Genomic DNA, 14,272 nt, shown 5'->3' with positions numbered 1-14,272 from the left:
CCTTCGCGTTCATCACGCCCGGTCTCGCTCCAACAGGGGCTTAAGGTAATGCCCGGTGTAGGATTGTTTCATCTTGCTCAGTTCCTCGGGCGTACCACACGCGATGATCTGCCCGCCCTTTGAACCGCCCTCCGGTCCAAGGTCCACCAGCCAATCGGCAGTCTTGATAACGTCCAAGTTGTGCTCGATGACCACCACGGTGTTGCCGTGGTCACGAAGCCGGTGCAGAACGTCCAGCAGCTGCTGGATATCGGCGAAGTGCAGGCCCGTAGTAGGCTCGTCCAGGATATACAAGGTCTTCCCGGTATCGCGCTTGGACAGCTCGCGTGACAGCTTCACACGCTGTGCTTCGCCCCCAGACAGCGTGGTCGCCGATTGACCGAGCTTGATGTAGGAAAGGCCCACGTCCATCAGGGTCTGGAGCTTGCGTGCCAACGCAGGCACCGCATCGAAGAACTCACGCGCATCCTCGATGGTCATTTCCAGCACCTCGTGAATGTTCTTGCCCTTGTACTTGATCTCCAGGGTTTCGCGGTTGTAGCGCTTGCTCTTGCACACATCGCACGGCACGTAGATGTCCGGGAGGAAATGCATTTCCACCTTGATCAGGCCGTCGCCCTGGCACGCCTCGCAACGTCCGCCTTTCACGTTGAACGAGAACCGGCCCGGGCCATACCCGCGTGAACGAGATTCAGGCACCCCGGAGAACAGCTCGCGGATCGGCGTGAAGATCCCGGTGTAGGTGGCGGGGTTGGAGCGGGGAGTGCGGCCAATGGGGCTCTGGTCGATATCCACCACCTTGTCCAGGTGCTGCAACCCATCCATGCTGGCATGCGGCGCCGCTTCCAGGCTGCTTGCGCCATTCAGGGCCGTGGCCGCAAGGGGGAACAGGGTGTTGTTGATGAGCGTGGACTTGCCGGAGCCTGAGACGCCGGTCACGCAGGTTAGCAACCCGATGGGGATTTCCAGGTCAACGTTCTGCAGGTTGTTGCCGCGTGCGCCCTTAAGCTTGAGCTGCAGCTTCTTGTCGCGCGGGGTGCGCTTGGCAGGGACCACGATCTTTCTACGGCCGGACAGGTACTGGCCGGTTACCGAGTCCGGGTGGTCCATGACTTCCTGAGGCGTGCCCTCAGCGACGATCTTGCCACCATGCACGCCAGCCCCTGGCCCAATGTCCACGACGTAGTCCGCCAGGCGGATTGCGTCCTCGTCATGCTCGACGACGATTACCGTATTGCCCAGATCGCGAAGGTGATTGAGGGTGGCAAGCAGACGATCGTTGTCGCGCTGATGAAGGCCGATGGACGGCTCGTCCAAGATGTACATCACCCCCACCAGACCCGCGCCGATCTGGCTGGCGAGGCGAATCCGCTGGGCTTCACCACCGGACAGGGTTTCTGCGCTGCGGTCCAGCGTGAGGTAATCCAGGCCCACGTTCACCAGGAACTGCAGCCGCTCGCAGATCTCCTTGAGAATCTTGGCCGCGATCTCGCCTCGGCGACCGGTCAATGTAAGCGCGCTGAAGTAGCCACTGGCGTCACCAATCGGCATGTTGGCGACCGCCGGAAGCGTCTTCTCGCCAACCCACACGTGACGCGCCTCGCGCCGCAGCCGCGTGCCGCGGCAGTCCGGGCACGGTTGGGTGCCCAGGTACTTGGCCAGTTCCTCGCGTACGGTATTGGACTCGGTTTCGCGATAGCGGCGTTCCAGGTTGGGGATGATCCCTTCGAACGGGTGCGAGCGCTTGACGATGTCACCCCGGTCGTTGAGGTACTTGAAATCCACGCTGTGCTTGCCGCTGCCTTGCAGGATCACCTTCTGATGCTCCGGCGCAAGCTCGCCGAATGCTTCGTCCAGGCTGAAGCCGTAATGCGCAGCCAGCGACCCTAGCATCTGGAAGTAGTAGACGTTACGGCGATCCCACCCGCGAATGGCGCCTTCGGCCAGGGTGAGTTGCGCGTTGACCAGGCGTTTGGTGTCGAAATACTGCTTAACGCCCAGGCCATCACAAGTCGGGCAGGCACCGGCCGGGTTGTTGAACGAGAACAGCTTGGGTTCCAGTTCGCTGATTGCATGACCACAGATAGGGCAGGCAAAGCGGGCCGAAAAAATGGTCTCTTCGCCTTTCTCGTCGTCCATGGGCGCGATCAGCGCGATACCGTCTGCCAGCTTCAACGCGGTTTCGAACGATTCGGCCAATCGCTGCTGAAGATCAGCACGCACTTTGAAACGATCGACTACCACATCGATGCTGTGCTTTTTCTGCTTGTCCAGCTTGGGCAACTCGTCCAGTTCGTAGAGCTTGCCGTTGACGCGGGCGCGCACGAAGCCCTGGGCGCGCAGCTCGTCGAACACCGCCAGGTGCTCACCCTTGCGCTCACGGATGACCGGAGCCAGCAGCATCAACTTGCTACCTTCCGGGCGCTCCAGCACCAGGTCGACCATCTGGCTGACCGTTTGCGCCTCCAGCGGTATGTCATGGTCTGGGCAGCGGGGTGTCCCGACCCTGGCGTACAGCAGGCGCAAGTAGTCGTAGATCTCGGTGATGGTACCAACGGTGGAGCGGGGGTTGTGCGAGGTGGATTTCTGTTCGATGGAAATCGCCGGTGACAGCCCTTCGATGGTGTCGACATCAGGCTTTTCCATCATCGACAGGAACTGGCGGGCATACGCCGACAGCGATTCCACATAACGACGCTGGCCCTCGGCGTAAAGCGTATCGAAGGCCAGGGATGACTTGCCCGAGCCCGACAGGCCGGTAATGACGATGAGCTTGTCCCGGGGCAGGGTCAGGTCGATGTTCTTCAGGTTGTGGGTACGTGCCCCACGTATCAGGATCTTGTCCACTGCGGCCTCGCTCGGCGGGCATAAACGAAAAATTATACGGCGCCCTGCCAGTACGCGGCAAAGCGTCGCGTAGATGCCGTCAAGCTGTCGGACTGATAGAATCGCCGCCGGTTCACACGAGATTAATCCATGCACGACACCCACAACGAGCGCATGAGCGGCAATGAAACCCGCGCCGCCGGCGGTCTGGCTCTGGTCTTCGCTTTTCGTATGCTGGGCATGTTCATGGTCTTGCCGGTCCTGGCCACCTACGGCATGGACCTGGCCGGCGCCACGCCCGCGCTGATTGGCCTGGCCATCGGCGCCTACGGCCTCACCCAGGCCGTGTTGCAGATTCCCTTTGGGATGATTTCCGACCGCATCGGCCGCCGGCCCGTCATTTACCTGGGCTTGATCGTGTTCGCGCTGGGTAGCGTCCTGGCAGCCCAGGCCGATTCCATCTGGGGGGTTATCGCAGGGCGCATCCTGCAAGGGGCGGGCGCCATTTCGGCAGCGGTGATGGCGCTGCTTTCGGATCTGACCCGGGAACAGCACCGCACCAAGGCGATGGCCATGATCGGGATGAGCATTGGCCTTTCCTTCGCAGTGGCAATGGTCGTCGGGCCTTTGCTGACAAGTGCCTTTGGCTTGTCAGGATTGTTCCTTGCAACGGCCGGCTTGGCCTTGGTTGGCATCGCGTTGATTGCCTTCGTAGTACCTGCCACGCACAACATTTTGCAGCATCGCGAATCGGGTGTTGCCCGTCAGGCCATTGGCCCGACCCTGCGTCATCCGGACCTTCTACGGCTGGATGTGAGCATCTTCATCCTGCATGCCATTCTCATGGCCAGCTTCGTGGCGCTGCCCCTGGCCTTCGTCGAACGTGGCGGACTGCCCAAGGAACAACATTGGTGGGTCTACCTGACCGCGCTGTTCGTCTCATTTTTTGCAATGGTACCGTTCATCATCTACGGCGAAAAAAAGCGCAAGATGAAACGCGTGCTGGCCGGGGCCGTCAGCGTATTGCTGCTGGTCGAGCTATTCTTCTGGCAGTGGGCTGACGGTTTGCGCGGACTGGTGATCGGCACCGTGGTATTCTTCACCGCATTCAACCTGCTGGAGGCTTCGTTGCCTTCGCTGGTCAGCAAGGTGTCGCCAGCAGGTGGCAAGGGAACGGCGATGGGGGTGTACTCCACCAGCCAGTTTCTCGGTGCTGCACTAGGGGGCATCCTGGGTGGCTGGCTGTTCCAGCATGGTGGGCTGAACACCGTGTTCCTTGGTTGCGCGATACTGTGCGCCATCTGGTTGGCCGTTGCCTTGAGCATGAACGAGCCACCGTATGTGACCAGCTTGCGCATGCCTTTGTCGCCGGAGGCCACCAAGGATGCTGGCCTGGCTGCACGGTTGATGGCCGTGCCCGGCGTGACCGACGCTGTTGTGGTCTCGGAAGAGTCAGCTGTCTATATCAAACTGGATACGAAAATTTTGGACCGCACGACCCTGGAGCGCCTGATCAATCCGGCCTCAGCGGCGTGCGAAGCCTAGGAGAACGTTATGGCCCGTGGGGTTAACAAAGTCATTCTGGTCGGTACTTGTGGCCAGGATCCCGAAGTCCGCTACCTGCCCAACGGTAATGCCGTGACCAACCTGAGCCTGGCAACCAGCGAGCAATGGACCGACAAACAGTCGGGCCAGAAGGTCGAGCGTACTGAATGGCACCGTGTGTCGCTGTTCGGCAAGGTTGCCGAGATTGCCGGCGAGTACCTGCGCAAAGGTTCGCAGTGCTACATCGAAGGCAAGCTGCAGACCCGTGAGTGGGAAAAAGACGGCATCAAGCGCTACACCACTGAAATCATCGTTGACATCAACGGCACCATGCAGCTGCTGGGCGGCCGTCCGCAGAACCAGCAAGGCGGCGGCGATCCGTATAACCAGGGTGGCGGTAACAACTACAACCAAGGTGGTGGTCAGCAGCAGTACAACCAGCAGCCGGCCCGTCAGCAGGCTCCGCGCCCGCAGCAGCAACAGCGCCCGGCGCCGCAGCAGCCAGCGCCACAACCGGCGGCTGACTTCGACAGCTTTGACGACGATATTCCGTTCTGATCGAACGTTAAGCGTTTCCCACCGAAACCCAGGGTTCATACCCCTGGGTTTTTTTTGGCTTGCATTTACTGATTCTACAAGTGCATCAGACCCGTCTTACAAAATTTTCAATCACACCCGATTGATCCACGTCATCGCACCTTTTCGATTCCTTGCTAGTCTTACCTGTTGGCGGTCCTCAAACCGCCGTCACCGTGACTACCAAGAGGCGCCGGCCATGTTCCGTGCGCCCAAATCTGATCAGGAGTGCACGATGGATCTCAACCGTCGGCAATTCTTCAAGGTCGCCGCCGTCGGCCTTGGAGGCTCGAGCCTTGCGGCGCTGGGCATGGCCCCTACGCCTGCGTTCGCCGAGCAAGTGCGCCACTTCAAGCTGGCGCATACCAAGGAAACCCGTAACACCTGCCCCTACTGCTCGGTCGGCTGCGGCTTGATCCTGTACAGCCAGGGCGATGCGGGCAAGAACGTCAAGCAGAACATCATCCACATCGAAGGTGACGCCGACCATCCGGTGAACCGCGGCACCCTTTGCCCCAAAGGCGCGGGTCTGCTCGACTTCATCCATAGCCCCAGCCGCCTCAAGTACCCAGAAGTACGCAAGCCGGGTAGCAACGAGTGGGTACGCGTCAGCTGGGACGAAGCGCTCGATCGCGTGGCCACCTTGATGAAGGAAGACCGCGACGCGAACTTCATTGAGAAAAACGCCCAGGGGCAGACGGTCAACCGCTGGCTCACCACCGGTTTTCTTGCCGCTTCCGCCGCCTCCAGCGAGGCCGGCTACCTGACTCACAAGGTCGTTCGCGCAACAGGCATGCTGGGGTTCGATAACCAAGCACGTGTCTGACATGGCCCGACGGTGGCAAGTCTTGCCCCGACGTACGGCCGTGGCGCCATGACCAACCACTGGTCCGATATCGCTAATGCGAATCTGGTCCTGGTGATGGGTGGCAACGCAGCAGAAGCGCACCCGTGCGGCTTCAAATGGGTGACCGAGGCCAAAGCGCACAACAAGGCGCGGCTGATCGTGGTCGACCCAAGGTTTACCCGTACCGCTTCGGTGGCCGATTACTACGCGCCTATCCGTACCGGCACCGACATCGCGTTCATGGGTGGGTTGATCAATTACCTGCTGAGCAATGACAAGATCCAGCACGAGTATGTGCGCAACTACACTGACGTATCCTTCATCGTCAAGGACACCTATGGCTTCGAGGATGGCCTGTTCAGCGGCTATGACGAGAGCAAGCGCATCTATGCCGACAAGTCTGGCTGGGGTTACGAGCTGGGCGAGGACGGTTTTGCCAAGGTAGACCCGACACTGCAGCACCCACGCTGTGTATTCCAGCTGATGAAGCAGCACTACAGCCGCTACACCCCGGAATTGGCGAGCATGACCTGTGGCATGCCGCAGGACGCCATGATGAAGGTGTGGGAAGAAATCGCGACATGCTCGGCGCCGGGCAAGACCATGACGATCCTGTATGCGCTGGGGTGGACGCAGCATTCGATCGGCGCGCAGATCATCCGTAGCGCGGCGATGGTGCAGCTGTTGCTGGGCAACGTCGGCATGCCAGGCGGGGGCGTGAATGCCTTGCGTGGTCACTCCAACATTCAGGGCTTGACTGACCTGGGGTTGCTATCCAACTCGCTGCCGGGTTACTTGACGCTTGCCGGCGACGCCGAGCAGGACTACGCCGCGTTCATCGACAAGCGTGCATCCAAGCCGCTGCGCCCGGGGCAGCTGTCCTACTGGCAGAACTACGGCAAGTTCCACGTCAGCCTCATGAAAGCCTGGTACGGCCCCAACGCCACCGCCGAGAACAACTGGGGCTACGATTGGCTGCCCAAGCTCGACGTGCCTGCCTACGACGTGCTGCGCATGTTCGAAATGATGAGCCAAGGCAAGGTCAACGGCTACATGTGCCAGGGTTTCAACCCGATTGCCGCCCTCCCTGACAAGAACCGCGTGACCGCGGCACTGGCCAAGCTCAAGTGGCTGGTGGTCATGGACCCGTTGGCCACCGAGACATCCGAGTTCTGGCGCAACGTGGGGCCGTTCAACGATGTGGACACGGCCGGTATTCAGACCGAGGTGATCCGCCTGCCCACCACCTGCTTCGCTGAAGAGGATGGCTCGCTGGTCAACAGCAGCCGCTGGCTGCAATGGCACTGGAAAGGCGCCGACGGCCCGGGTGAAACCCGCACTGACGTGCAGATCATGAGCGAGCTGTTCCTGCGCTTGCGGCAGCGGTACCAGAAGGAAGGGGGGGCCTACCCCGAGCCACTGCTGAACATCCACTGGCCGTACAAGATCGCCGAAGAGCCGTCGCCTGAGGAACTGGCGAAGGAGATGAACGGCTGGGCCGTGACGGACTTCACCGACCCGACCGGTGCGACCGTCAAGTCCGGTCAGCAACTGTCGGGCTTCGGCCAGCTCAAGGACGACGGCAGCACGGCTTCTGGTTGCTGGATCTTCGCCGGCTGCTGGACCGAGCAGGGCAACCAGATGGCGCGCCGCGACAACAGCGACCCCTATGGCATGCATCAGGTGCAGAACTGGGCATGGGCGTGGCCGGCCAACCGACGCATTCTCTATAACCGTGCTTCCAGCGACCCGCAAGGCAAGCCCTGGGATCCGGAGAAGAAGCGTCTGGTCTGGTGGAACGGCAAGGCATGGGGCGGGACCGACGTGCCTGATTTCAAGGTCGATTCGCCGCCGGAAGCGGGCATGAACCCGTTCATCATGAACCCCGAGGGTGTGGCGCGTTTCTTCGCCATCGACAAGATGGCCGAAGGGCCGTTCCCCGAGCACTATGAGCCTTTCGAAACACCGATTGGCATCAACCCCCTGCACCCGAACAACAAGAAGGTGGTCAGCAACCCGGCAGGGCGCATCTTCGATTCAGTGTGGGACACCTTGGGTACACATGATGAATTCCCATACGCGGCCACCACCTACCGCCTGACCGAGCATTTCCACTTCTGGAGCAAGCATTGCCGGCTCAACGCCATTGCCCAGCCTGAGCAGTTCGTCGAGATTGGTGAAGTACTGGCCAATGAAAAAGGCATCAAGGCGGGCGACAGGGTGCGTGTGTCGAGCAAGCGCGGGCATATCGATGCCGTTGCGGTGGTGACCAAGCGGATACGTCCGCTGCAGGTCAACAACCAGACGGTGCATCAGATCGGCATCCCGCTGCACTGGGGCTTTACCGGGTCCACGCGGCACGGGTACCTGACCAACACCCTGGTACCGTTCCTGGGCGATGGCAATACCCAGACACCGGAGTCCAAGTCGTTCCTCGTCAAAGTGGAGAAACTCTGATGGCCAGCCAAGACATCATCGCCCGGTCGGCCACCACCACCGTGCCGCCTTCGGTACGCGAGCAGGAGCAGGTTGCCAAGCTGATCGACACCACCAAGTGCATCGGCTGCAAGGCCTGCCAGGTGGCGTGTTCGGAATGGAACGAGTTGCGCGACGAGGTAGGCCACAACCACGGGACCTACGACAACCCTCAGGACCTGAGCGCCGAAACCTGGACATTGATGCGCTTTACCGAGCACGAGCGCGACGACGGCAACCTGGAGTGGCTCATCCGCAAGGATGGCTGCATGCACTGCGCAGACCCCGGTTGCCTGAAGGCGTGCCCAAGCCCCGGTGCAATCATCAAGCACGCCAACGGCATCGTCGACTTCAACCAGGACCATTGCATAGGCTGCGGCTACTGCATCACCGGGTGCCCGTTCAATATCCCGCGCATTTCGCAAAAGGACCACAAGGCCTACAAGTGCACCCTGTGTTCCGACCGCGTCAGCGTAGGACTGGAGCCAGCCTGCGTGAAAACCTGCCCGACCGGCGCCATCGTCTTCGGCAGCAAGGACGAGATGAAGGTGCATGCCGATGAACGCATCGTCGACCTCAAGTCCCGAGGCTACGAGAACGCTGGGCTGTACGACCCTGATGGCGTAGGGGGGACCCATGTGATGTACGTACTGCACCATGCCGATACACCCAAGCTGTATGCCGGGCTGCCGGACCAGCCGGTGATCAGCCCGCTGGTGGGGTTGTGGAAGGGCTTCACCAAACCTCTAGCCTTGCTGGCCATGGGGGCTGCGGTACTGGCCGGCTTCTTCCACTACGTACGGGTCGGGCCGCAGCGTGTCGAGGAGGACGAGCAACCTGCAGCGTCCGACACCAGCGTGCACCAGGTAGACCCGGCAGTGCATGTGTTCGACCCGAACAAGTCCGATGGGCAAGGGGAGCAGCGGCCATGAACGACAACAAGCCTATCCTGCGTTACAACGCCAACGAGCGCAGCAACCACTGGATAGTGGCGATCCTGTTCTTTCTGGCGGGCCTGTCGGGGCTGGCGCTGTTTCACCCCGCCTTGTTCTGGCTGAGCAATCTGTTCGGCGGCGGGCCATGGACGCGCATCCTGCACCCTTTCCTGGGTGTGGCGATGTTCGTGTTCTTCCTGGGCCTGGTGGTGCGTTTCTGGCGTGCCAACTTCATTACCGCCAACGACCGCCTGTGGTTGCGAAGAATCGATCGAGTCATGCGCAACCAGGAGGAAGGGGTGCCTGCCATCGGCAAGTACAATGCCGGGCAGAAGCTGCTGTTCTGGACGCTGCTGGTGTGCATGCTGGTCCTGATGGTCAGTGGGGTGGTGATCTGGCGCGCTTACTTCAGTCACTTCTTCGACATCGGCGCCATACGCCTGGCCACCTTGCTGCATGCCTTCGCAGCGTTCGTGCTGGTGCTCAGCATCATCGTGCACATCTATGCCGGTATCTGGATCAAGGGGTCGGTAGGCGCCATGCTGCATGGCTGGGTCAGCCGGGCTTGGGCGCGCAAGCATCATGAACTGTGGTATCGCGACGTGACCGGTGACAAAACGCCAACCGAGCACCGACGAAAAGAAGGATGAACGATTGAGTACCGTACTTGAACCTGGGCAGATCGAAGCATCGGCCGTCATGCCGCCGTTTCTGCACCTGCCGCCAGGCAACCTCTTCGACGTGCGGGCGGCTCGCCTGGAGCGCCTGGCCCAGGGCCATGCCATGGGCGACTATTTGCTGTTGATCGCGCGGCTATGCCGAATCCAGCAGCAGCTTGTGGATAAACCGCCTAGCGCGCTGCCTGTTGCCCAGGAGCGCCAACGCCTGTGCATAAGTCACGGGCTACCGCCCCTGGCGGCTGACAGCCTTGTGCGCGAAGGCGCATGGCTGGGTTGGTTGCAGGCGCTGCTCGATCATTTCGATGAGCCGGGCCAAGGCCCGCTGCAAGAAGCTCTGCACACGCTGCGCATCAGTGACGATACCCAGCGCAAGGGTTGGGCAATTGCCCTGCTCAGCGGCCAGTACGATGCCGTGCCCCCTGCACTGGTGCCGTTCGTGGGTGCAGCCCTGCAGGCTGCCTGGTCAAGCTGGTTGCTGGCACTGCCAAGCACCGAACTCAAGCCCGCTGCCAGCCTTGCCCAATGCCCGGCATGCGGTTCGCCGGCCATGGCGGGCGTGGTACGCAACCGTGGCAAGCACAACGGCTTGCGTTACCTTGCCTGTTCGTTGTGCGCCTGCGAGTGGCACGTGGTGCGGGTCAAGTGCGTGTATTGCGACTCCAGCAAAGACCTGCGCTACAGCGCGCTCGACGATGACCGTCACGGGCCCGGCAAGGCGCCGCTGCGCGCCGAGTGTTGCCCAGGGTGCAACAGCTACCTCAAGCAACACTACCTGGAAAATGACGCAGCAGCCGAAGCCTTGGCCGACGACCTGGCCAGCCTGGCCCTGGACATGCGCCTGGACGAGGAGGGGTACCATCGTCTGGCACCCAACCTGATGGTCTCGCCCGGCTAGCGGTTGATTGTCTACACTGTGAGACCGAGTTGCCTTGCGCTGGCAAGCGCCCTTGACACGGATTTCGAAGGTTCTCGAACCTGCGGATGTCTGCGTTACCGTCGCTTGCCTTCCACAAGGCCAGCAGACAATGGACCCGTCCAAGGTAGTACCGCATGTCCTCCAGCTTAGCCAGCGTCACGCCTCGCCTGCCTTCCATCGATACACTCCTGCGCCACCCGGCTTGTCTAGCGCTGATCGAGCGTTACGGCCGTGAAGCTGTTCTGTCGACCTTGCGGCACTTGCTGGACGATTTGCGCGACCTCGTCCGCAATGGCCAGCTCGGTGCTGCCGAGGTGGCGCCCGAGGTACTGCTGGGCCGCGCCGGCGAACGCCTCGATGTCAACCAGCGCAGCCAGGTTCGCCGCGTGTTCAACCTCACTGGCACGGTGTTACACACCAACCTGGGCCGCGCCTTGCTGCCTGAAGAAGCCATCGAGGCCATGGAGTGCGCAGCGCGCTACCCGCTGAACCTCGAGTTTGACTTGAGCACGGGCAAGCGCGGTGATCGCGATGACCTGATCGAGGGGTTGATCCGCGAACTGACCGGCGCCGAGGCCGTCACCGTGGTGAACAACAATGCAGCCGCTGTGTTGCTGGCGCTCAACAGCCTGGGCGCCCGCAAGGAAGGCATCATCTCCCGTGGCGAACTGATCGAGATCGGTGGCGCCTTCCGGATACCCGACATCATGGCCCGGGCTGGCGTCAGGTTGCATGAGATCGGCACCACCAACCGCACCCACGCCCGCGACTACGAGGCCGCCATCAGCCCGCGCACCGGGTTGCTGATGCGCGTGCACTGCAGCAACTACAGCATCCAGGGCTTCACCACCCAGGTACCCACCACGGAGCTGGCCCGTATTGCCCGCCAGCACGGCCTGCCGCTACTCGAGGACCTGGGCAGTGGCAGCCTGCTGGACCTCACGCGCTGGGGACTACCGGCCGAACCGACGGTGCGCCAGGCATTGAGCGATGGCGCCGACATTGTCACCTTCAGTGGCGACAAGCTGCTGGGCGGCCCGCAAGCGGGGATCATCGTCGGGCGCAAGGACTTGATCGCCAGGATCAAGAAGAACCCGCTCAAGCGCGCCTTGCGCGTGGATAAGATCACCCTAGCCGCCCTGGAGGCAGTACTGGCGCTGTACCGCAACCCTGATCGCCTGGCCGAGCGCCTGCCCAGCCTGCGCCTGCTCACGCGTGCCCAGGCAGAGATTCATACCCAGGCCCTGCGCGTGGCGCCAGCGTTGCAAACCTGCCTGGGCGAGCAGTGGTGCGTCAGCGTACAGCCGACGCTGGGCATGATCGGCAGCGGCAGCCAGCCTGTCGCACGCTTGCCCAGCGCCGCCTTGTGCGTGCGTGCGCAGGTGTCCAAGCGTCTGCGCGGGCGCAGCCTGCATGCCTTGGAGCGCGCGCTGCGCGAGTTGCCGGTGCCGGTGCTTGGGCGCATCGACGACGATGCACTGTGGCTGGACCTGCGCCAGCTGGACGATGAACCCCAATGGCTGGCGCAGCTGCCAGGCCTGCAATTGGGGGCCTTGCAGTGATTGTCGGGACCGCCGGGCACATCGATCACGGCAAGACGGCGCTGCTGCAAGCGCTTACGGGCCAGGCCGGGGACCACCGCCAGGAGGAACAAGCCCGTGGCATGACCATCGACCTGGGTTATCGCTACGCGTCGCTGGCCGAGCAGGCGCCACTGACTGGCTTCATCGACGTGCCGGGCCATGAGCGATTTATCCACAACATGCTGGCCGGTGCCCACGGTATAGACCTGGTGCTGCTGGTGGTGGCGGCAGACGATGGGGTCATGCCGCAGACCCGCGAGCACCTGGCGATCATCGAACTGTTGGGCATTCCCCAGGCGCTGGTGGCCATCAGCAAGTGCGACCGGGTCGAGCCCGCACGCGTGGAAGCGGTGAAGCAGCAAGTCAGCCAACTGCTGGCGCCTGGCCCGTATGCCGACGCGCCGCAATTTCCCGTATCCAGTACCGCGGGCACCGGTATCGACGCCTTGCGCCAAGCCCTGCTGGCGGCAGCGCCCCATGCCCGCCGTCGCAGTGTGGCCGGAGGCTTTCGCCTTGCCGTGGACCGGGCGTTCGCCGTCACGGGCGCGGGGGTAGTGGTGACTGGCACGGCGCTGGCAGGGCGGATCACCGCTGGCGATACGTTGCTGCTGGGCAAGGCCGGCAGGCCGGTGAGGGTGCGCGGTTTGCATGCCCAGAATCAGCCCGCGCTGGTGGCGGAGGCAGGGCAGCGTGTGGCGCTCAACATAGCCGCCGAGCGCCTGGCGGTGGACCAGATACGCCGAGGAGATTGGCTGGTGCCGCAGTGGTTGCACGCGCCCAGCACACGCATCGATATTGACTTGAGCCTGCTGCCCGGCCAAGCCCGTGCCTTCGAGCATTTCAGTGCGGTGCACGTGCACTTGGGCACCCAGGACGTAACTGCCAGGGTGGCTTTACTCGAAGGGCAGAGCTTGGCGGCCGGGCAGCGCATGTTCGCACAGTTGCTGCTCAACGCCCCCTTGCAAGCGGTGCATGGCGACCGCCTGGTGCTGCGCGATCAGCGCGCTCAGTACACGCTTGGCGGCGGCACGGTCCTGGACCCGTTCGCCCCCAGTCGACAACGCCGCAGCGCCGAAAGGCTGCAACAGTTGCAGGTGCTGCGCGACTGTGCGGGCCTTGAGCAGGCCTTGCCGGGTTTGCTTGCCAGCGCACCGGGTGGGCTGGACCCACAGCGCCTGGAGCGACAGTTCAATCGCCTGCGTGACAGCTGGCAATTACCCGACGACGTACTCGTGATCGCCACCCGCCAAGGCCAGTTGCTGTTCGCCGCAAGGCAATGGCAGGCGCTCAAGCAACGTGTGCTGGCCCAACTGGCGGCCTTTCATGAGCAGGAGCCCGATCAATTAGGCCCGGACCGTGACAGGCTGCGCCGTTTCGCTTCGTTGCCATTGGACAGACCGGGGTTCGTCAGTTTACTTGAGCAGTTGCTGGCCGAGGGCGCAGTGGCCAGCAGCGGCCCCTGGCTGCACTTGCCTGATCATCAGGTCCAGCTCAGTGCCGCAGATGAGGCGCTCTGGGCCCGCCTGCAGCCCAGACTGCTGGCCGCAGCCTACGATCCGCCTTGGGTCAGGACGTTGGCGAGCGAGGAAAAGTGCGCTGAGGCCGATGTACGCCTGCTACTGCGCAAGCTCGCACGCCTGGGGCTGCTGCACCAGGTGGTGCGGGACCTGTTCTACCCAGAACCGACTCTACAGCGTATGGCAGAGCTGCTGCAGCGTCACATGGGTGACACGCCGGTAGTGCAGGTTGCTGCATTTCGCGATATGTTGGGCATCGGTCGCAAGCGCAGTGTACAGATCCTGGAGTATTTCGACCGGATCGGCCTGACCCGCAGGGTCGGCGATCAGCGGTACATCCGCAGTGACAGTGCCCTGGCCCGCTAGCAGGCC

General features: G+C 62.4%; 9 protein-coding genes. 8 read left to right on the top strand and 1 reads right to left on the bottom strand.

The window, feature by feature from the left end; translation table 11 throughout:
- Positions 1–12: 12 nt before the first annotated feature.
- Positions 13–2,847 carry an excinuclease ABC subunit UvrA gene (gene uvrA / locus ACF8GB_RS22125; RefSeq protein WP_058603950.1) on the bottom strand — a complete coding sequence of 945 codons (2,835 nt, stop codon included), beginning with the start codon at positions 2,845–2,847 and terminating at the stop codon, positions 13–15.
- 129 nt (positions 2,848–2,976) lie between these two features.
- Between uvrA and ACF8GB_RS22120 the strand changes: the two genes are divergently transcribed.
- The 8 genes from ACF8GB_RS22120 to selB all read left to right on the top strand — a co-directional run bounded on the left by ACF8GB_RS22120 (position 2,977) and on the right by selB (position 14,266).
- On the top strand, positions 2,977–4,371 hold the full coding sequence (locus ACF8GB_RS22120; protein WP_058603951.1) for an MFS transporter: 1,395 nt from the start codon (positions 2,977–2,979) through the stop codon (positions 4,369–4,371).
- A 9-nt stretch (positions 4,372–4,380) separates the two neighbouring features.
- Positions 4,381–4,929, top strand: a complete 549-nt coding sequence (locus ACF8GB_RS22115; protein ID WP_058638686.1) for a single-stranded DNA-binding protein — start codon at positions 4,381–4,383, stop codon at positions 4,927–4,929.
- Positions 4,930–5,182: 253 nt separating this feature from the next.
- Complete coding sequence (gene fdnG / locus ACF8GB_RS22110) at positions 5,183–8,251, top strand: formate dehydrogenase-N subunit alpha (RefSeq protein ID WP_153302521.1); 3,069 nt, start codon at positions 5,183–5,185, stop codon at positions 8,249–8,251.
- Positions 8,251–9,201, top strand: coding sequence for a formate dehydrogenase subunit beta (fdxH, locus tag ACF8GB_RS22105; RefSeq protein ID WP_326383770.1), 951 nt, complete (start codon positions 8,251–8,253; stop codon positions 9,199–9,201). The genes fdnG and fdxH overlap by 1 nt, the downstream gene beginning before the upstream one ends.
- The gene (locus ACF8GB_RS22100) at positions 9,198–9,854 is read left to right on the top strand and encodes a formate dehydrogenase subunit gamma (protein ID WP_058638684.1); all 657 of its coding nucleotides are present in this window, start codon (positions 9,198–9,200) and stop codon (positions 9,852–9,854) included. The genes fdxH and ACF8GB_RS22100 overlap by 4 nt, the downstream gene beginning before the upstream one ends.
- A gap of 4 nt (positions 9,855–9,858) precedes the next feature.
- On the top strand, positions 9,859–10,779 hold the full coding sequence (gene fdhE, locus ACF8GB_RS22095) for a formate dehydrogenase accessory protein FdhE (protein WP_392527642.1): 921 nt from the start codon (positions 9,859–9,861) through the stop codon (positions 10,777–10,779).
- 155 nt (positions 10,780–10,934) lie between these two features.
- On the top strand, positions 10,935–12,362 hold the full coding sequence (gene selA, locus ACF8GB_RS22090) for an L-seryl-tRNA(Sec) selenium transferase (RefSeq protein WP_058638682.1): 1,428 nt from the start codon (positions 10,935–10,937) through the stop codon (positions 12,360–12,362).
- Positions 12,359–14,266: a selenocysteine-specific translation elongation factor gene (gene selB, locus ACF8GB_RS22085; RefSeq protein ID WP_326383773.1), complete on the top strand. Its 1,908-nt coding sequence runs from the start codon at positions 12,359–12,361 to the stop codon at positions 14,264–14,266. Before selA ends, selB begins: the two co-directional genes overlap by 4 nt.
- Positions 14,267–14,272 lie beyond the last annotated feature (6 nt).

It is taken from the genome of Pseudomonas sp. xss_4 (genome assembly GCF_043104125.1).
Taxonomy (GTDB): domain Bacteria; phylum Pseudomonadota; class Gammaproteobacteria; order Pseudomonadales; family Pseudomonadaceae; genus Aquipseudomonas; species Aquipseudomonas parafulva_B.
This window is presented reverse-complemented; position numbering and strand designations above follow the sequence as displayed.